This is a genomic window from Desulfoglaeba alkanexedens ALDC, from assembly GCF_005377625.1.
Taxonomy (GTDB): Bacteria; Desulfobacterota; Syntrophobacteria; order Syntrophobacterales; family DSM-9756; genus Desulfoglaeba; species Desulfoglaeba alkanexedens.
Window position 1 is genome coordinate 2,257,891 of record NZ_CP040098.1, and the last position, 19,781, is coordinate 2,277,671.

General features: G+C 61.5%; 17 protein-coding genes. 14 read left to right on the top strand and 3 right to left on the bottom strand.

Annotation, left to right across the window (positions count from 1 at the left end):
- Complete coding sequence (locus FDQ92_RS10245; protein WP_137424735.1) at positions 1-2,913, bottom strand: DEAD/DEAH box helicase; 2,913 nt, start codon at positions 2,911-2,913, stop codon at positions 1-3.
- Between the two features lie 110 nt (positions 2,914-3,023).
- Between FDQ92_RS10245 and FDQ92_RS10250 the strand changes: the two genes are divergently transcribed.
- The 7 genes from FDQ92_RS10250 (at position 3,024) to thiD (ending at position 11,279) form a co-directional block, all read left to right on the top strand.
- Complete coding sequence (locus FDQ92_RS10250) at positions 3,024-3,653, top strand: MBL fold metallo-hydrolase (RefSeq protein WP_137424737.1); 630 nt, start codon at positions 3,024-3,026, stop codon at positions 3,651-3,653.
- A 79-nt stretch (positions 3,654-3,732) separates the two neighbouring features.
- The gene (locus FDQ92_RS10255; RefSeq protein WP_137424740.1) at positions 3,733-4,659 is read left to right on the top strand and encodes a radical SAM protein; all 927 of its coding nucleotides are present in this window, start codon (positions 3,733-3,735) and stop codon (positions 4,657-4,659) included.
- A 215-nt stretch (positions 4,660-4,874) separates the two neighbouring features.
- The gene (locus FDQ92_RS10260) at positions 4,875-5,957 is read left to right on the top strand and encodes a type IV pilus twitching motility protein PilT (protein ID WP_137424742.1); all 1,083 of its coding nucleotides are present in this window, start codon (positions 4,875-4,877) and stop codon (positions 5,955-5,957) included.
- A gap of 64 nt (positions 5,958-6,021) precedes the next feature.
- Complete coding sequence (locus FDQ92_RS10265) at positions 6,022-7,191, top strand: type IV pilus twitching motility protein PilT (RefSeq protein WP_137424744.1); 1,170 nt, start codon at positions 6,022-6,024, stop codon at positions 7,189-7,191.
- A gap of 1,286 nt (positions 7,192-8,477) precedes the next feature.
- Positions 8,478-9,164 (top strand): thiamine phosphate synthase, encoded by a 687-nt coding sequence (gene thiE, locus FDQ92_RS10275; protein WP_137424748.1) that lies wholly within the window; start codon positions 8,478-8,480, stop codon positions 9,162-9,164.
- Positions 9,165-9,220: 56 nt separating this feature from the next.
- Positions 9,221-10,273, top strand: a complete 1,053-nt coding sequence (thiL, locus tag FDQ92_RS10280; protein ID WP_170180296.1) for a thiamine-phosphate kinase — start codon at positions 9,221-9,223, stop codon at positions 10,271-10,273.
- Between the two features lie 190 nt (positions 10,274-10,463).
- Positions 10,464-11,279, top strand: coding sequence for a bifunctional hydroxymethylpyrimidine kinase/phosphomethylpyrimidine kinase (thiD, locus tag FDQ92_RS10285; RefSeq protein WP_137424752.1), 816 nt, complete (start codon positions 10,464-10,466; stop codon positions 11,277-11,279).
- A gap of 114 nt (positions 11,280-11,393) precedes the next feature.
- Here thiD and FDQ92_RS10290 read toward each other — a convergent pair whose 3' ends face one another.
- Positions 11,394-12,254: a PAC2 family protein gene (locus FDQ92_RS10290; RefSeq protein WP_137424754.1), complete on the bottom strand. Its 861-nt coding sequence runs from the start codon at positions 12,252-12,254 to the stop codon at positions 11,394-11,396.
- A 155-nt stretch (positions 12,255-12,409) separates the two neighbouring features.
- Here FDQ92_RS10290 and FDQ92_RS10295 point away from each other — a divergent pair, with 155 nt between their 5' ends.
- From FDQ92_RS10295 to cobA, 7 genes are read left to right on the top strand one after another with little or no spacing between them, the layout of a single operon-like run.
- The gene (locus tag FDQ92_RS10295) at positions 12,410-13,402 is read left to right on the top strand and encodes an aminotransferase class IV (protein WP_137424756.1); all 993 of its coding nucleotides are present in this window, start codon (positions 12,410-12,412) and stop codon (positions 13,400-13,402) included.
- A 22-nt stretch (positions 13,403-13,424) separates the two neighbouring features.
- Positions 13,425-14,018, top strand: a complete 594-nt coding sequence (locus tag FDQ92_RS10300) for a D-sedoheptulose-7-phosphate isomerase (RefSeq protein WP_211341242.1) — start codon at positions 13,425-13,427, stop codon at positions 14,016-14,018.
- Positions 14,015-14,986, top strand: a complete 972-nt coding sequence (locus FDQ92_RS10305; RefSeq protein WP_137424761.1) for a GSU2086 family protein — start codon at positions 14,015-14,017, stop codon at positions 14,984-14,986. The genes FDQ92_RS10300 and FDQ92_RS10305 overlap by 4 nt, the downstream gene beginning before the upstream one ends.
- Before the next feature lie 2 nt (positions 14,987-14,988).
- The gene (locus FDQ92_RS10310) at positions 14,989-15,366 is read left to right on the top strand and encodes a cyclophilin-like fold protein (protein WP_137424763.1); all 378 of its coding nucleotides are present in this window, start codon (positions 14,989-14,991) and stop codon (positions 15,364-15,366) included.
- 49 nt (positions 15,367-15,415) lie between these two features.
- A complete protein-coding gene (locus tag FDQ92_RS10315; protein WP_137424765.1) occupies positions 15,416-15,649 on the top strand; it encodes an FmdB family zinc ribbon protein in 234 nt (77 codons plus the stop codon).
- Between the two features lie 16 nt (positions 15,650-15,665).
- On the top strand, positions 15,666-16,595 hold the full coding sequence (hemC, locus tag FDQ92_RS10320) for a hydroxymethylbilane synthase (RefSeq protein WP_137424766.1): 930 nt from the start codon (positions 15,666-15,668) through the stop codon (positions 16,593-16,595).
- 55 nt (positions 16,596-16,650) lie between these two features.
- On the top strand, positions 16,651-18,207 hold the full coding sequence (gene cobA, locus FDQ92_RS10325; RefSeq protein WP_137424768.1) for a uroporphyrinogen-III C-methyltransferase: 1,557 nt from the start codon (positions 16,651-16,653) through the stop codon (positions 18,205-18,207).
- 676 nt (positions 18,208-18,883) lie between these two features.
- Here cobA and FDQ92_RS10330 read toward each other — a convergent pair.
- Positions 18,884-19,696, bottom strand: a complete 813-nt coding sequence (locus FDQ92_RS10330) for an MlaA family lipoprotein (protein WP_137424770.1) — start codon at positions 19,694-19,696, stop codon at positions 18,884-18,886.
- Positions 19,697-19,781 lie beyond the last annotated feature (85 nt).

A 19,781-nucleotide genomic window follows, 5' to 3' on the forward strand; every position in this document is an offset into this window, starting at 1 on the left:
CTATGTCGCGGTCGCGGGCCGGGAGTTGCGGACCAGGGTCTTCAGGTCCCACGGCGTGGGAATGCGGAGTTTGTGGCCGTCCCGGTTTTCGTAGATCAGGTAGCCCTTTTGGACCCCGTGGAAGAAGATGTCGCGTGTGAGTGCCACGTCTTCTTCGCAGTAGCGGGTGAGCAGGTCCCAGCGGCCTTCGCGGAACCAGCGGACCGCCTGGAGCCCGTCGGCTGTTTTTCGGCGGCCCAGGGTTTTTTCGGCCAGGTGGTCGAGGCTCAACCGGAACCCCAGTTGTCGTCTGACGGCCTCCAGGATGTCGAATGTGGCGAGCCCTTGCAGGTCCCGGGGAGTATAGGCCTGGAGGACGGCGTAGTCGAAGCTTTTGATGTTGAACCCTACGATCAGGTCGAACTGGTGGAGTCGATCCACCAGCTGGTGGATGTCGGCTTCCCGGAAAGCGTGGAAGCGGCCGTCGGCGGAATCGTGGAGGACCGCCACCGAGACCCGCATGAGGTGCTTGTTGTTCCAGCCGCCGACTTCCTGGGCCAGCCGCTGCGTTTCGATGTCGAGAAATCCGAGGCGGGGCGGGGGCTCCGGGGAGGGTTCCACGGTGGTCGTGCCGGTATCCGGCGGTTCCTGCGAACCGGGCGCTTGCGGGTCGAAAAGGGGCTGGTCCCCTAGAAGATACCTTAAGATGTCCAAGGCGGCCCGCTTGTCGAGGGGCTTGTTTCCGCTGCCGCACTTGGGAGAATGGATGCAGGCGGGGCATCCCTCTTCACACGGGCATTCTTCGAGCAGGTTCCGGGTCTTTTCGAGGAGTGTCCGGACGATTTCGTAGCCGCGGGCCGCCAGCCCGATGCCTCCGGGCGTGCCGTCGTAGATGAACACAGCGCTCTTTTGGATCTGGGGATGAAGCGGGATGGCGATGCCCCCGATGTCGTTTCGGTCGCAAAGCGCAAAAAGCGGGAACATGGCGATGGCGGCGTGTTCCACGGCATGGATGCCGCCCATGAAATGGAGTCCCGCTTCCCGGATCTTTCGCGCGACGGCGTCTTCGATCTCGATCCAGAAGCCGACGGTTTCGAAGGTGTGAGGGGGGAGTTCCAGCGGGGAAAAGTCGAGCCGTTCCTGGGTGAAGAGGCGTAGCTTTTCGTAGCCGAGGATCTGTTCGGTGACGCGAAGGCGCCCAAGACGCACGATGAAGTTTCCTTCGCGCTTGGACGCCAGGGTTTCGAGGATTTCGGTTTCCTTTTCGTTTTTGATCCGGGTGAAGTACTCGTCGTTTCGGGCGACGGCGTGGATCACGCGGTTTTCTAGATCGAGCCGTTCGATGTGGTAGGTACGGCCCCGGTGGAGGTAGACGGCGCCGGGGTGACATTCCTTGAGAGCCCGGATGCCCTCGCTCTTTCCCAGCGGAATCCATTTGCCGTCTTCGGATGGGGTGAGGATCGCGTAGGACGGCCCCACGCTCCGGATATCCACCGCCCGATGGGGACGCTGATGCAGCGAGAACCAGCGTTCGCCGTCGGCCGATTGCAACAGCGTTCCTTCCTGGACGAGTTGTTCCACGGCCCGGCGGACGGGGCTGTCCGCTTCGCCCAGGTCTTGGCGGGTGAGCGGCAGTTCGGCGGCGGCGCAGGGAAGATGGGCTTTCAGGATCTCGGCGTTCGTGGGGTCGGCAACAGCGACCTCCCACTTTCCGTCCAGAAGGGTTTCCGGGTGATGCACGATGTACTGGTCCAGCGCGTCCGGCTGGGGCAGCAAGACGATGGCGCATTCGCCGCCGGTTCGGCCCACCCGCCCGCCCCGTTGCCACGTCGTCATGACGGTTCCGGGATAGCCCACCAGGATGCAGACATCGAGTCCGCCGATATCGATCCCCATTTCCAGGGCGCTGGTCGAGATCACCGCAGCCAGTTGACCGCCGGCCAGCTTCTGTTCGATGGTGCGCCTTTCGGACGGGAGAAACCCCGCCCGGTACGAACTGACGCGCCGGGCCAGTTGAGGAGCCGTCCGGGTGACGCTCATGTGAACCAATTCCGTGAGGCGCCGCGACTGGGTGAAGACGATGGTCCGGAGGTTTTCCCGCGCCGCCAGTACGACGAGTCGTGCCGCCAGGCCGCTCAGGGGTTCCTCCGTTTCCATGAAGACGAAATGGCGCGTTGCCTGAGGAGCGCTGTCGCTGCGGACCACGTCCGCGGGTTCTCCAGTGAGTTGTCGGGCCAGGTCTTCGGGGTTGGCGATGGTTGCTGAAAGCTGAATGAACAAGGGGCGGCTGCCGTAGTGGCGGCAAACGCGCCGAAGGCGGCGAAAGACCTGGGCTACATGGCTTCCGAAGACACCGCGGTACGTGTGCATTTCGTCTACGACCACGAAACGGAGCGCCCGCCAGAACGCTTCCCACTTGCCGTGGTAGGCGAGCAGCGCATAGTGCAGCATATCAGGGTTGGACAGGAGAATCTGCGGGGGCGCCTGCCGTATCTTGGCGCGCTGGTCAGCCGTGGTGTCGCCGTCATAGACGGCCGCCCGGATCGGTTCCGCCGATTCGACGGCGGAAAGAAGCGCGTCGAGCGCTTCCAGTTGGTCGCGGCCCAGGGCCTTGATAGGGAAAAGATACAGGGCATGGCCTTGAGGGGCGCGGAGGAGGGATTCGGCCACCGCCAGGTTGTAGATGAGGGATTTTCCGCTGGCGGTGGGGGTTGCCACCACCACGTGGCGGCCGTTTCGAATCTTTTCCAGGGCTTCGACCTGATGCCTGTAGAGTTGCCGTACGCCTTGGCGGCGCAGAGCCCGCCACAGGGTTTCCGGGAGCGGCTGTTCCAGCGTTCCGAACTCGGCTTCGCGGGGAGGGAGTGTGGCGTGGTGGGCGACCCGGGCGGTTTTCCATCGGGTGTTAAGAAGTCTGTGGAGAAAACGCTGCATGGAAGGTCGAATTCCATCCTGTCGGCGTTGACAAATTCCCGGCGCCCCTGATACCTAACCGTGAAGCGAACGGTGGACGTTTCGACGAGGATCCAACCAAGGAGGCGACCATGAACCTGGAAGACGCCGTCAAGAAGATCCACTGGCTTGGGCATGATAGCTTTCGCATCGATGGAAGTAAAGTCGTCTATTTCGATCCTTACCAGATCACCGGCGGGCCCTCCGCCGACCTCATTCTGATCAGCCACGAACATTTCGATCACTGTTCACCGGAGGATGTGGCCAAGATAAGCGCCGATCATACGGTGATCGTGACCAACGCCGCGTCGGCGGGGAAGCTCGAGGGCGACGTGCGTGTGGTGAAACCCGGCGACCGCCTGGAAGTGGAAGGGGTGGGGATCGAAGTGTATCCCGCCTACAATGTGGACAAGCAATTTCACCCCAAGTCCGCGGGCATGCTTTCCTTTGTCGTCACCCTGGACGGCGTCCGTTACTATCATGCGGGCGACACCGACGTCATCCCGGAAATGAAGGACGTGAAGGCGGACGTTGCATTCCTTCCGGTATCCGGAACCTACGTGATGACGGCCCAGGAAGCGGCGGAGGCGGCGCGGGCCGTCCGGCCCAAGATCGCCATCCCCATGCACTACGGGGCCATCGTGGGCTCCGCCGATGATGCGGAGGCTTTTCGGAAGGCTCTGGAGGGGGAGATAAAGGTGCTCGTCCTGCCCAAGGAATAGACGAGGATCACGCCTGCGGCGCCGCAAAGCCCGATGCCGGAGGCGCCCCGACCGGGGGGGGAACGGGAGGAGGCAGGGCATGGCCGCAGCCTACGTGGAAGCGTATCTTTCTGGGAAACTGCAAAGGAATATCCAACGGGCGCTCCGCTGGCTGAAGAAGTGCACCCTTTGCCCGCGTTTCTGCCGGGTGGATCGGCTCTCAGGTGAGACCGGTTATTGCCGGACGGGCCGCCTGGCGGTTGTGGCGAGCTACGGGCCGCATTTCGGCGAAGAAGATCCTCTGGTCGGGCGAAACGGTTCCGGGACCATCTTTTTCGCCAACTGCAACCTCCGGTGCATCTTCTGCCAGAACTACGAGATCAGTCATGAAGGACGCGGTCATCCCGTGACCGCTGAGCAGCTGGCGGCCGTCATGTTGGAACTTCAGCGCCATGGCTGCCACAACATCAACTTGGTGACCCCCACCCACGTGATCGCTCAGATCCTGGAAGCCCTGCCCCTGGCCGTGGAAAACGGGCTCCAGGTGCCGTTGGTCTACAACTGCGGCGGCTACGAAAGGGTTGCGGCTCTGCGGCTTCTGGAAGGCATCGTGGACATCTACATGCCGGACTTCAAGTTCTGGGACCCCCGGGTGGCCGAAGCTATGTGCGGCGCCCCGGACTACCCCGAACGGGCCCGCCGAGCCATCATCGAAATGCACCGCCAGGTGGGCGAACTCCAGATCGAGGCTTCGGGTCTCGCCGTGAGAGGGGTCCTCCTGCGTCACCTGGTGATGCCCGCAGGCCTCTCCGGTACGCCCTCCATCCTCCACTTTATTTCCACGCACGTTTCGCCGAATACCTATGTGAACATCATGGACCAGTACCGGCCGTGCGGCCAGGCTTTCGGAAAACCTGACATCGGAAGGCGCATCACGGCGGAAGAATACCAAGAGGCCCTTCGATGTGCCGAACGCGAAGGGCTGACGCGCCTGGATCGGCGTCGCAGCCGATTGGTCTTTTGGTGACACAGCCTTTCCTGCCTGTGGTCTTTTGGTAACGGCCGATCAGGGTCAATGCGGCATTGTCGGTTTGGTAGCGTTATTCTTGTTCCCAAGCCCCAGCTTGGGAACACAACTGTGTAGAAGCTCCAGCTTCGATTCCCATGAGGGCGTTCTCAAGCCAGAGCTTGGGAACGAGTGGCATTGAGCACTGAGGGGGAAAGAATCCTCGGAGGGGTTTCATGGCGAAAATCGATGCGTTTTTCAAGCTCCTGCACGAACAGAAGGCGTCCGACCTTCACTTGATTTCCGGCCAGCAGCCGGTGCTTCGCATTCGTGGGGACTTGGAGCGGGTGAAGTACAAGGTGCTGGACGACGACGAACTCCGGTCCATGCTTTACGAAATCACCGCCGAGGAAAAGATCAAGATCTTCGAGGAAACCGGGGATCTGGATTTCTCCTACGAAATTCCAGGGCTTGGCCGCTACCGTGCCAACTATTTTCGGCAGAAGAACGGCATCGGGGCCGTCTTTCGAGAGATCCCCGAAGAGATCCTCACCGTCCAGCAACTGGGCCTGCCTCCGGTCGCTTCCAAGCTTGCCATGCTCCCGAGAGGCCTGGTCTTGGTGACGGGCCCCACCGGCAGCGGGAAGTCGACGACCCTCGCCGCGGTCATCGACGAGGCCAACCGGAAGCGCAAGGACCATATCCTGACTATCGAAGACCCCATCGAATTCGTCCACAAGAGCAAAGGATGTGTGGTCAACCACCGGGAAATCGGAACGCACACCAACACGTTCGCCTCCGCGCTCCGCGCGGCCCTCCGCGAAGACCCGGACATCATCCTGGTGGGCGAAATGCGCGACCTGGAAACCATCCGGCTGGCCATCGAAGCCGCGGCCACCGGCCACCTGGTCTTTTCAACCTTGCACACCACCAGCGCCGCCAAGACCGTGGATCGAATCATCGAAGTGTTTCCCACGGGCGAACAGGCCCAGATCCGGTCCACGCTGGCCGACGGCATCCGGGCCGTGCTTTCCCAGGCGCTTTTCAAACGCATCGACATCAAGGGCCGGATCGCGACATTGGAGATCCTCATCGCCACCCACGCCGTCCGCGCCATGATCCGCGAGTCCAAGACCCACCAGATCCCTTCGGCCATCCAGACGGGGAAAAAGTACGGCATGCAGACTCTGGACGATGCCATAATGGCCCATCTCCAGGCTGGCCGCATCAGCCCGAACGAGGCGTACATGAAGTGTGTGGACAAAGAGAAATTCAAACCCTACCTGACCGAACCTCCGGCCGATTTCACGGAAGTGTGACCGGCATCCGCCGGCCTGACCGACGAACGGCATTCGTTCGGCCGGGCGGTGCAGCGAGGCCCCCATGCGAAGAAAAGACCTGGACGATATCCTGACGACTATTCTGAAAGAAAGGCCCGGACTGTCGGACATCAACTTCACGGCGGGGAAGCCTTTCCAGGCCGAAGTGGACGGAGTGCTCCTGCCCGTGGCCCGGGATCTGGGGCTGGAGAGCCTCACCCCGTTCCACACGGAAAGGATAGCGCTCGCCATGATCGGTCCGGACCGACGGCTCATCCGGCACCTGCTCAACCAAGGGTCCTGCGACCTTTCCTACTCGCTTGGCGACCGGGCCCGCTTCCGAGTGAATGTTTTTTCCCAGCGGGGTTCCTTCTCGGTGGTGATGCGGATGTTGCCCTCCAAGGTGCCCACCATAGACGAACTGGGGCTGCCCCAGGTGTTCAAAAAGATCGCCGAAGAAAAAAACGGCATCGTTTTCGTAACGGGCGCGACGGGAAGCGGTAAATCCACAAGCCTGGCCGCTCTGCTGAGGGAAATCAACCGGAGCAAGGCGGTTCACGTGATCACGTTGGAAGATCCCGTGGAATTCGTCCACCCGCAGCTCAAAGCCACCTTCAACCAGCGCGAACTGGGCCAGGATTTCGATACGTTCGCCAACGGGCTCCGGGCGGCCCTCCGCCAGGCCCCCAAGGTCATCCTGGTCGGTGAAATGCGGGACCGGGAAACGGTGGAAATCGGCTTGAGCGCTGCGGAAACCGGACACCTGGTCCTCACCACCCTTCACACCATCGATGCCGGCCACACCATCAACCGCATCGTGGGCATGTTCGAACTCGAAGAAGAGCGGCTCGTGCGCACCCGATTGGCCGATGCCATGCGATGGGTGGTGTCTCAGCGGCTGCTCCCGAAGAAGGGCGGCGGCCGCGTGGCGGCCTTCGAGGTCATGGGGTCCAATTTGCGAGTGCGGGAAGCGGTGCTGAACGGGGAAAGTGAAGGGAAAACCTTCTACGAGATGATGCAGCAAGCCCGTCCCTTCGGCTGGACCACCTTCGACGACTGGATCCTCGAACTCTACGAAAGAGGCCTGGTGTCCGAGGAAACGGCCCTCGGTTATGCTTCCAACCGAGCGGAACTCAAGCGCGGTATCGACCGGCTCAAGGCCCAGCGCGGCGAGAAGACGACCGATATCGAGGGGCTGCGGATCGACAGCGAATACGCCCGGAAAGTGGGCTGAACCCCTTCGGGGAAGGCCACCCATAAGCGCTAAGTTGTTTTTGCCCGGTATCTACTGGAAAAATGAACATCGAACATCGAACATCGAACATCGAACATCGAACATCGAACATCGAACATCGAACATCGAACATCGAACATCGAAGGGTGCAGATCTTTTGCTTCTTGTTCCCAAGCTCCAGCTTGGGAACACAACTGTGCAGAAGCTCCAGCTTCGGTGAGGCCGTTCCCAAGCCATAGCTTGGGAACGAGGGGAAAACATTGAACATTGAACATTGAACATCGAACATCGAACATCGAACATCGAACATCGAACATCGAACATCGAACATCGAACATCGAACATCGAACATCGAACATCGAACATCGAAGGGTGCAGATCTTTTGCTTCTTGTTCCCAAGCTCCAGCTTGGGAACACAACTGTGCAGAAGCTCCAGCTTCGGTGAGGCCGTTCCCAAGCCATAGCTTGGGAACGAGGGGAAAGACCACTTCGAGATCCTAGCGAGCTTCCTAGAAAGACAGCGGGTTTCGCTGTAGCAGGAGGGAAGCTGGAGCTTCCCGGGCAGGGCGTTCCCAAGCTGGAGCTTGGGAACGAGCGGAAACTTATTCAGCGTGTACCACGGTTTGCTTCTTGTTCCCAAGCTCCAGCTTGGGAACACAACTGTGCAGAAGCTCCAGCTTCGGTGAGGCCGTTCCCAAGCCATAGCTTGGGAACGAGGGGAAAGACCACTTCGAGATCCTGGCGAGCTTCCTAGAAAGACAGCGGGTTTCGCTGTAGCAGGAGGGAAGCTGGAGCTTCCCGGGCAGGGCGTTCCCAAGCTGGAGCTTGGGAACGAGCGGAAACTTATTCAGCGTGTACCACGGTTTGCTTCTTGTTCCCAAGCTCCAGCTTGGGAACACAACTGTGCAGAAGCTCCAGCTTCGGTGAGGCCGTCCCCAAGCCATAGCTTGGGAACGAGGGGAAAGACCACTTCGAGATCCTGGCGAGCTTCCTAGAAAGACAGCGGGTTTCGCTGTAGCAGGAGGGAAGCTGGAGCTTCCCGGGCAGGGCGTTCCCAAGCTGGAGCTTGGGAACGAGCGGAAACTTATTCAGCGTGTACCACGTTTTTTCATTCGATGTTGAACGTTCGATGTTCGATGTTCGACGTTCATCTTTAAAAACAACCCAATGGCATAAATGCAGCCCGTGAATGTTTACAAAGTAACCTAGCGCTTATGGGAAAGCCCCCTCGGGCACCGAAAGCGGCGGGCTCGGGGCTTCGGCCTCCAGCGCCCTGGAGATGTGGATGACCAGCGGAAATCACGGAAAGAGCCGGGACTGGTCGCTTTACTTGGTGACCGATTCACGTTTCCTGGGTGATCGGCCCTTGGCCGAGGTCGTCCGGGAGGCCGTTGACGGCGGAGCGACGGTTGTCCAGTACCGGGAAAAGAGGGCATCCACGCGCCGCATGGTCGTCGAAGCCCAGGAACTCCTCGCAATCTGCCGGCCCCGGAACGTGTCCCTTCTCATCAACGACCGGCTGGACTTGGCACTGGCGGTGGGCGCGGACGGGGTGCACTTGGGCCAGGACGACATGCCCTTGCCCCTGGCGCGGAAGATCCTGGGCCCCGAAAAGATTCTCGGTATAACGGTTCACAACGAAAGCGAACTGGAAGGGGCGGAAGTCCAGGGCGCCGATTACCTGTCGCTGGCTCCGGTTTTTGCGACATCCACCAAGCCGGATCATCAGCCGCCCATGGGACTTCAAGGACTTCGAAAGCTGGCCGCAAAGGCGCATCTTCCCACGGTGGCCATAGGCGGCATCACGCGCGAAAACGCGGCCGACGTCGTCCGTTGCGGTGTGGACGGCATCTGCGTCGTGTCGGCGATCCTCGCCGCCTCGGACCCTCGAAAAGCCGCCGGCGAACTCGTGGAACGGGTACGAACCGCCCGAGCCTCGATGCGGGCCGGTCGGGCCGGCTTCCCTGCATGAAACCGTTGTATCGAGGCCTAGCGAGTGCTACACGACGAAAGGCATCTCGGTTCGCATTGGAAACGAGGCTCGACGCCATGACCACCCGGCTGAAAGATGTGGGGGAATTCGGCCTGATTGAGCGGATCCGGCGGCTGCTGCCGGGCGCGCCGGACGTGGACGTGATCGTGGGTATCGGCGACGACGTCGCCGTCCTGGAAACAGGAGGAGGGTCCTACCTGCTGGCCACGTGCGACTGCCAGGTGGAAGGGGTCCATTTTCTCTGGGACACGACGACCCCTTTCGAACTCGGCCGCAAGGCGGCGGCGGTGAACCTGAGCGACATTGCTGCGATGGGTGGGGCGCCCCGCTGGGCGCTGGTCTCTCTCATGGCCCCTCAAGAGATCCTCGTAGAATCCATCGAAGAACTCTACCGGGGTCTTGGCGGCGCCTTGGCGGAAGCGGGAGCCGTCGTGGTGGGGGGCAACACGGCGAAAAGCAGCGAAGGGTTGATCGTGGATATCACCCTCCTAGGACGGGTCGCCCCCGAACATCTGCTCACCCGTAGCGGCGCCAGGCCCGGAGATGTGGCGGCGGTGACAGGCACACTGGGAGACGCCCGCGCCGGGCTGGAGCTGTGGCTACGACCTGAAAGCGGGGTTCCGGAAGAAGAGGCGCGGACGGTGAAGCGGCGTTACACGTCGCCCCAGGCTCGGCTTCTCGAAGGACAATGCCTGGGCCGCTGCGGCGCGGTGCACGCCATGCTGGATGTGAGCGACGGGCTCCTGAGCGACCTCCGCCACATGTGCGAAGCGAGCGGCGTCGGCGTGGAGCTCGAGGTGGAGCGCGTCCCCGTATCGCCGGCTCTTCCCGCAGTGGCTGCGGCTTTGAAAGCGGATGCCCTTGCCTGGGCGCTTACCGGCGGTGAGGACTACGAACTGCTTTTCGCGGTTTCCGAAAAGGATTTCCCCCGAGTGGCCGATCAGCTGCTTCAGGAAACCGGAACGACGTGCCGAGCCATCGGCCGGTTTGTGGACCGGGACCAAGGACTGCGGTTGATCCTCGAAGACGGCAGGCGAAGTTCCTTCGACGCATACGCCGGCGGCTGGGACCATTTCAAGGCGACCTAAGGAGCGACTCATGTCCTGTAGGAGCCTGCTTGCCGGCGACCCCGATCGCGGCGAGGGCGCCGCTCCCACAATGCGCCGCTCCTAAAGGAACAAGGAACCTCGGAGCCCGACTTTCATAAGCTTGTTTTTGGACAAGCTCTCAAGGCGGCGGGAGGTCGCTCTTTACCCGGTGCAAGCAAGGAGTCTTTCGGTGCCATTCATTCCTCGAGCATTGACCGTCGCCGGTTCCGATTCCGGGGGGGGAGCCGGCATCCAGGCGGATCTCAAGACTTTTTCGGCCCTGGGCGTTTACGGGATGAGCGCTCTGACGGCCCTCACCGCGCAGAACACGCTGGGTGTGCAGGCGGTGTTCGAAGTCGCCCCTGAATTCGTGTCCGCCCAGATCCGGTCGGTTGTTTCGGATATCGGCGTGGACGCGGTGAAGACGGGAATGCTGGCCACCGCTGAAACCATCCGCCGGGTAGCCGCCGATGTGCGCGATCTGGGCCTGGAAAAGCTGGTGGTGGACCCGGTGATGGTGGCCAAGAGCGGCGACCGCCTGCTCCGGCGGGACGCCGTAGACGCCCTCACCCGGGAACTCTTCCCGCTGGCCATGGTGGTGACGCCCAACCTCCATGAAGCCTCGGTGCTGACAGGATTGCACATTGAAGACCGGCTGGGGATGGAAGCGGCCGCCCGCCGCATCAAGGCCTTTGGTCCGAGGTTTGTCATCGTCAAGGGCGGGCACTTGGAAGGCGATCCGCTGGATCTCTGTTTCGATGGGGAAACCTTTACCGCATTCCGGAGCGAGAGAGTGCCGACCCACCACACCCACGGAACCGGCTGCACGTTCGCCTCGGCCATCGCCGCCGGGCTGGCCCGGGGGCTGAATGTGCCGGAGGCGGTGGCCCAGGCCAAGGATTACGTTACTGGGGCCATCCGTGAAGGGCTTGCGATCGGCGGCGGACACGGGCCGGTCCACCATTTCCACCACCTTTACCGACTGGCTGGCTGGCGCTGGGCGTAAACGCCCGCAACGCAACCCCCGCCGGAGCACCTGAAGTCACGACGGCGGTGCGGCAAGCAAGGAGCCGGCCGGACGTCTTTGACCCTCGAGGCGGCGGCCTTCGGGAAGGCCGGTTCAAGCATCGCCGCCTTCCGGATCGGTGTTGGATTTCTTTTTCAAAAAGTCGTCGAGCCGGATGACCTTGGGGGAATCAAGCGCCGGATCGGCCGATGCCTTTTCGATCCTGATGGCTTCAAGCTTCTGCTGCAGATTGGGGTCTTGTTCCAGAAGCGCTTCGATGTCCTGCAGGCGGCTTTCCCAACGGTCCTTCAGATGCTGCAGGTTCCACTCCCGGCCCAGAAATTTCCCCAGGATTTCCAGGATACGAACCAGCGTGGGTTCCGGGGCGTCCCGGAGGTAGAACGGCAGGTGGGACCAGAGGCTCAAGACGGTGCAGGCTCCACCGGCGGCCGCCAGGTGCAGGGCCGAATGGACGGCCGAGGGTCCCTGGTAGTTGTTGTGCAGGCAGCCCCAGTCTTCCGCCAGATTGTAGCCCGTGGCATCCTGCACCACCGCGGAAACCCTCACTTCGTCGTGAAAGACCTGGTCGTATAGGCTGCCGAGGAGCACCACTTCGCGGCATCCCCAGCTTTCCAGACGCTCTATCATCTCGTTGGAAAAACGACGCCAGAGGCAGCAGGGTTCAGGGCCCAAGCCGAGAAGCACCCTCGACGGCTGGGCGTCCCCGGAACCGTAGAAGACGTACGACGGCCATTGGATCTGCTTCACCTGGCCGTGTCGGATCGTCACGTGAGGCCTCTGGCCGGCGGTGTGCCAGAAACCGTCCATGTCCCAGGTGGTTATTCTCTGATGAGGCAGCAACGCCTCCAGCTCCCGGAAGACCTGCTGCACCATCCCGGCCGCATCGGGCCAGCCGGTAAAGCCCAAGACCGCCTTTTCCGCCTGGAACCGGGATTGGACGACATGAAAAGCCATGGCGCCTCCTTTGCTTTCTGTCTTATGCGAAGCATAGCCCCAAGCCCCGAGGCCCTCAATGATAAATGATCTCTTGCGGAACCCCGCCCGGTTGTCTATCTTGACCGGGTTTCAGCCCCATCCCCGACCCGCCCGGACAAAAGGAGGCGCGAACCGTGACGGAAACCGATCTTTCGCTGCTCAGTTTCGACCAGGTGGTGGACCGGCTGGTCACGTTGAAGCGGCCGCACCAGGCGCGCTACCTTGCCATGTATTCCAGCTGGTACGGAGGCGTGATCGTCGATCCCGTCCTCATGATGGTGCCCATGGACGACCACCTGGTTCACCGGGGCGACGGCGTTTTCGAAGCGTTCAAATGCTTGAACGGAAACATCTACGGGCTGGACCGACACCTGGATCGGCTCGAATTTTCGGCGCGCCTGGCCCAGCTGGACCTTCCATTCGGCCGCGACGCACTGGCGGAGATCATCCGGTTCACGATCCGGGCGTCCAACGCTCGGGACAACTTGATTCGACTTTATGTTTCCAGGGGTCCGGGCGGCTTCACCAGCAATCCCTACGAATGTGTCGGGAGCCAGCTCTACGTGGTCATCACGGCGCTGACGTTGCCTCCGGTAGAAAAGTACGAGCGGGGCGTCACCCTGAAAACCAGCCGCATTCCCATCAAGAAGGCGTATTTTTCGAGTGTCAAGAGCTGCAATTACCTGCCGAACGTGCTCATGACCAAGGAAGCCCGAGACGCGGGGGTGGACTTCGCGGTTTCCGTCGACGAAAACGGTTTCCTGGGAGAAGGCGCTACGGAAAACATCGGTATCATCACCCCGGAGCGCGAATTCCTGGTGCCGCGATTCGACAGGATTCTCCGGGGAATCACCGTCTCCCGCATGATGGAACTGGCCCAGAACCTGGTGGGCGACGGGACCATCGCCCGGGTGGGCGAAGCGGACATCACGCCCGAGACGGCTTACGGCGCTTCCGAAGTCATGATGTTCGGAACCAGCTTCGATGTGCTCCCCGTGGTGGATTTCGACGGGCGACGGATCGGCCGCGGCATTCCAGGGCCCGTGTTCGCGAAGTTCCGGGACGTCTTCCGGAAAGACGTGGAAAGCGGCCCGGGCATGCTGACGCCGGTCTGGGATGGACGATGAAAGACGGACAAGGAGCGGTACGTTGGACAGTGGCGATCGGGATTCGCTGGTGGCCCGGGTGGAAGCGGCCTTCCGGGAAAGCATCTCCGTGAAGGAAAAAGTGATGGAGACGGCCGGGGAAACCATTGTTCGCATGGCGGAGCTTACGGCCGAGGTCTTTCGAGGGCGAAAGCGGCTTTTTATCTTCGGAAACGGGGGTAGCGCCGCGGACTCCCAACACTTGGCGGCGGAATTCGTCAACCGTTTCCGTCTGGAACGGGCTCCGCTTCCGGCGCTGGCTCTCACGGTGGACAGTTCGGTCCTCACCAGTATCGCCAACGACTATCACTTCGACGAGGTGTTTGAAAAGCAGCTGAAGGCCTTCGGACATGCCGGTGACGCCGCCTTGGGGCTCAGCACCAGCGGCCGGTCGCCCAACGTGGTCCGGGCGCTCAAGTGGGCCAGGGAAAACGGGCTGCATACCCTGGGCCTGGCCGGGGAGGCGGTGACCGAAATGGACGCCTACTGCGATCTCGTCGTTCACGTGCCGTCTCCGGAGACGGCACGGGTACAGGAAGTCCACCTGACCGTGGAACACATCTTCTGCCAGCTGGTGGAGGCCATCCTTTTCTCATGACCGGAAAGACAAACGACTGGGAACCGCTTTCCTTTGAAGGGCTGAGAACGACAAGTCTTCACGACCGGCCGAGCAAGGTTCGCCTGGAAGACGCCGCTCAGCCCTGGCAGCGGGGAGCCACACTGCGTGAATTCGTTCGGCGGCTTCCCCGCCAGCTGGCGGGCGGAAGCTTTCGGGAGGCGGTTCGAGCCGTCGCCGCGGCGGTTTCCGCCGGCCGAACCGTACTCCTCGGTATGGGCGCGCACCCCGTCAAGGTGGGACTCAACCCGCTGCTGGTGGACGCGGTCCGCCGCGGGATCCTCACCGCGATCGCGATGAACGGGGCGGGGGTCATCCACGATGTGGAACTGGCGCTGGCCGGGAAGACTTCCGAGGACGTGGCGGCGCACCTGGAGCTCGGCACGTTCGGCACGGCAAGGGAAACGGCGGAATTCATCCACGGAGCCGTCCTGGAGGGATTGCAGCGTGGAGGCAGAGGGCTCGGGCGGGCGGTCGGTGAACGGCTGCTGGAGGCGGAGGCGCCCCATCGGGGATTGAGCCTTCTCGCCGTGGCGGCGGAATGCGGGGTGCCCGTCACGGTTCACGTGGCCATAGGGACCGACATCATTCATATGCATCCGCAGATGGACGGAGCCGCCACGGGGGCTTTGAGCCACTACGATTTCCGCCTTTTCAGCCGGCTGGTTTCGACGTTGGCGGACGGGGTTTTCATCAACCTGGGTTCCGCCGTGGTGATTCCCGAAGTCTTTCTGAAGGCGGTGAGTGTCGCGGCCAACCTGGGATTTTCCCTTGACGGCATCACCGCGATCAACATGGATTTCATGCGCCACTACCGCCCGAGGGTGAACGTCCTGGAACGCCCGACGGCCGGCAGGGGACGCGGGATCGAGCTGATCGGACACCACGAACTCCTGTTGCCGCTCCTTTTCGCGGCGGTTATCGAGGAACTGGAAGGCGAGGGAGGATGAACATGGGAATTCCGATCCGGATTCAGGCAGGATCGATCGCCCTGGACGCGGAACTGCATGAGACGCCGACGGCCATGGCCATCGAACGGGTGCTCCCCATCGAAGCCGAGGCGGCGACCTGGGGCGAAGAGATCTATTTTTCGATTCCTGTGGCACAGCAATTGGACGAAACGGCCAAAGAAGTGGTCCAGGTGGGAGACCTGGGTTATTGGCCCAGAGGAAAGGCGTTCTGCATTTTCTTTGGTCCGACCCCCATGAGTCGCGGAGACGAAATCCGGCCGGCCAGCGCCGTGAACATCGTGGGACGGGTGCTCGGTGACGCCACGCGGCTGCGGTCGGTCCAGGACGGTGAGCTTGTCCGGATCGACCGGAAGCCTTAAGCTAGGTTAGCGATGTTTGTTGCTGTGACTCTGTCAAGAGAGGTGAGGCATGCCCATTTATGAGTACACGTGCCGCAAGTGCGGCGCCACGTTTGAATGCCTGGTGTTCGGCAGCCGGGAGACGGTTTCCTGTGCGGAATGCGGCTCTCCGGAGGTTTCCCGGATAATGTCGGTTTGCGGTTTCAAGAGTGGAGGCGAAAAGGGCGCGGCGAGCAGCCGGATGGGTTCCGGGGCGTCGTCCTGTGCCGGGTGTACCGCCGGAAGCTGCAGTTCCTGTCACTGAAGAAATCGGTGCCTTCGTGAATCGGACCCTCCGTATCGGAACCCGGGGAAGCCTCTTGGCCCTGCGCCAGAGCGAGCAGGTGAAGGCCGCCCTCTCGGCGATGCACCCGGAGCTTCGGATCGAACTGAAAATCATCAAGACCACCGGCGATAAGATCCTGGACGTCCCTCTGGCCAAGGTCGGCGGGAAAGGCCTCTTCGTCAAGGAAATCGAGGAGGCGCTCCTGGCGCGGCAGGTGGACTTGGCCGTCCACAGCATGAAGGACGTTCCTGCCATGCTCCCGGAAGGACTCGGGATTGCGGCGGTACCCGCACGGGAAGACCCGCGGGATGTTTTGGTGTCCGGAAAGGCGGGGACCCTGGAGGAACTTCCTCACAGGGCCGTGATTGGGACCGGCAGCCTGCGCCGGGGAGCTCAGGCGCTGGCTCTGAGGCCCGATCTTCGGGTGGAAACACTCCGCGGAAATCTGGACACCCGGCTCCGCAAGGCCCGTGACGGAAGCTACGATGCGGTGATCCTCGCCGCTGCGGGACTCCATCGCATGGGCTGGAAGGATCGCATCACAGCCTACCTGGACCCGGATGTCTTCATCCCGGCCATCGGGCAGGGCGCTTTGGGGATCGAGGCACGGGCCGATGACCGCGAGGTTTGGGGACTTCTCCGGGGCCTCCACGACGTTTCCACGGCGTCGGCGGTGACCGCCGAACGGGCGTTCCTCAAAGAACTGGAAGGCGGATGCCAGGTTCCCATCGGGGGGCACGCGCAGGTACTCGGTGCTTCGGTTGCACTGACGGGCCTGGTGGTGTCGCTGGACGGCCGGACATTGTGTCGGGAAACCCGGCAGGCGCCTTGTGAGGAAGCGGAAAGGCTTGGACGGGAGTTGGCCCGCGAGCTGCTCGACCGAGGGGCTCGAACGATCCTGGAAGAGGTGTACCGGGGGGCGTGAGGCGGATCCGTTCGGCGGGAGTGCGCCGCCGGTTTCGATGGTCATGGGGGTTGGCGTGGCGACGGGAAAAGTCTACCTGGTTGGAGCCGGGCCCGGGGATCCGGGTCTTTTTACGTTGAGGGGTAAAGAAGTCCTCGGTGAGGCGGAGGTGGTGATCTACGACTACCTGGCCAACGAAGAGCTCCTGGCCTTCGCTTCGCCTGAGGCCGAAAAGATTTACGTGGGAAAGAAGGGCGGCGATCATACGCTGAGCCAGGAGGCTATCAACCGGCTGATGGTTGAAAAGGGCCGCGACCAGGTTGTCGTTCGGCTCAAAGGCGGCGATCCCTTTGTGTTCGGCCGGGGCGGCGAAGAAGCCGAAGAGCTGGTCGCCGCGGGCATTCCCTTCGAGGTGGTCCCGGGGGTGACGGCGGCGACGGCGGTTCCGGCCTATGCGGGCATCCCGCTGTCCCATCGGGATTTAACGGCGTCCGTGGCTTTCGTTACCGGCCATGAACGAGCGGATCGGGACGATTCGAAGATCGCGTGGGAGAAACTTGCCGGAGCCGTGGGAACACTGGTCTTCTTCATGGGCGTCAAAAACCTTCCCGAAATCGTTCGGCAGCTCACGGCCTACGGCCGCCCGGCTTCCACTCCGGTCGCTGTGATCCGCTGGGGGACGATGCCTGAACAGCGTACGGTGACGGGGTGTCTGGAAGACATCGTGGAACGGGTGAAGGCCGTCGGCCTGAAACCGCCGGCCATCGTCGTGGTCGGCGACGTGGTGAAGCTACGTGAAAAGCTCAACTGGTTCGAATCGCGGCCGCTCTTCGGCCGCACGGTGGTTGTGACCCGGGCGCGGGAACAGGCGAGCGGCTTCAAGCGCCTGCTCCAGGATCTGGGGGCCCGCTGCGTGGAATTTCCCACTATCGCCATCGAGCCGCCCGAATCCTGGGCGCCTCTGGACCGAGCCGTTTCGCGCGTGGAGAGCTACGATTGGGTGCTCTTCACCAGTGTGAACGGGGTCCGGTGCTTCATGGAACGCTTGAAGGCCGGCGGCGGGGACGTGAGGGACCTAAAGGGCGTGCGCCTCGGAGCCATCGGCCCGAAGACCGCGGAGGCCCTTGAAGCCTTCGGCCTCCGGCTCGATCTGGTCCCCGGCGAATACCGGGCGGAAGCCATCTTGGACGTCCTCCAGGGAGAAGACCTTGTTGGGCGGCGGTTTCTGCTTCCGAGAGCCGCCGCGGCGCGAGACGTGCTTCCCGAGACACTCAAACGGCGGGGCGCGGAGGTGGACGTGGTTCCCACCTATCGGACCGTTCTTCCGGCCGAAAAAACCGGAAAAATCATGAAGCTCCTGCACGAGGGCGAGATCCATTGCATCACCTTCACCTCGTCCTCCACCGTCGGTCATTTCTTTTCTCTTCTGAAACCCGACGACGTGAGGCCTCTGTTGAAGGACGTCGTCTTGGCGTGCATCGGCCCCATCACCGCGGACACCTTGCGGACCTTCGGGTGGGAACCTACCGTCACGGCGGAGGAGTACACGATTCCCGGGCTGGTCCGGGCCATTTGCGACCATTTTTCACGGGTTCGCGAGGAACCGTGGCGCGGCGGTTCAGGCCGCCGGTAAAAAAGAAACGTAGAAAAACGTAAGAAGGTACCCGCCCCGATTTTATATGAAAATAACCACTTATTAAAGTGATTCCGGTATGTTGAGCATGCCAGCTATCATAGAAGTTTTACATTTGTGGTCGAACACAGAAGTCACAAGGGTGCAGGTCTTTTGCTTCTTGTTCCCAAGCTCCAGCTTGGGAACGAGGGGAAAATCCCCCTCTCCCTTGATGGGAGAGGGTTGGGGTGAGGGTGATAAAATTAACGTATGTCAATGAGTTACATTCCCCCTCGCCTTAATCCCCTCCCACAAGGGGAGGGGAAATAGAGTTTGGCATCAAATCTTAGGTCTATTATTTTCTACGCTACCAATAATTTCATGCTTCGTTGTGATCCCACAGGGTCATGGGTGCAGATCTTTTGCTTCTTGTTCCCAAGCTCCAGCTTGGGAACACAAGTGTGCAGAAGCTCCAGCTTCGTTTCCCATGAAGCCGTGACCCATCCCCTCATTCCCAAGCCAGAGCTTGGGAACGAGGGGATATTATTGGAAAGATACGAAAAAAACAGCCGACGCTCAGGAAGTAGAGCAGAGGTAGGGGCATGGTAGATCGCTGCCCGTACATAAATAAACGGCGGCTCGAAAGCCGCCGGGGTCCGGTTTGGCTGAAGATCGGTTTCGCTACGTAAGAGAATCCCTACTTCTTGACCTGTTCCGATCGGTACTGGAAGTAGGCGTTCCGCATGGCCACGTAGGGATCCAGGGCCGATTTCTTGAAATCTTCGTACTCGCCGATTCGCAGCGAGGCGCGGTTGACCCGGTCGGCGCTTACAACAGCAATGGATTCCGCAATGCCCGGGGTCAGGTAAAAGACGGGATCCAGGAAACAATCGCCGACGGTCCCGATCGTGTCCCGGATGGACGACGGTCCGAAAATAGGCCAGTGAATATAAATACCGTGTCCGATGCCGTACACGCCCAAGGTCTGTCCCAGGTCTTCATCATGGGCTTTGATGCCGAATTCCCAGGCGGCCGGATCGAAGAGCCCCCCCGCTCCCAGGGTCGAATTGAGAGCGAATCGGGCCACTTCCACTCCCGCCCGGTCCACTTTCCCCTGAAGCAGGTTGTTGACGAACCGAACCGGCATCAGGATGTTTTCGAAGGCCCGCCTCAGCGCCACACGAACGCCTTCCGGGATGAACGCTCCGTAAACCGTCGCGGTCGGTTTCAACACCCAGAAGTAGAGTCGGTCGTTGAACTGAAAGAAGGCCCGGTTGAGCGGCTCGAGCGGGTCCCGGATACCGCCTTCTTCGGTTTCTTCCGCGAACGGATCAAGAAAATCCTCGTCGGAAAAATCGCCGCCGGATTGAGCCCATGCGCGCGCAGGGGAAAAGAATCCCTGGAGCGACGCCTGGGGCGCATGCCAGGATAAAAGAAACACGCTCGACAAGACCAGCGTCATGCACAGCCGCTTCAGCGTCTTCCCCTTATCCGCCAGAGCTTCCGCCATCACCCTCCTCCCTTCCAGCTTGTCCGGGTTTCGTAACTACTCATCTAAAACGCGTTATCCGTAAGAAGTCAAACAAAAACCTTTT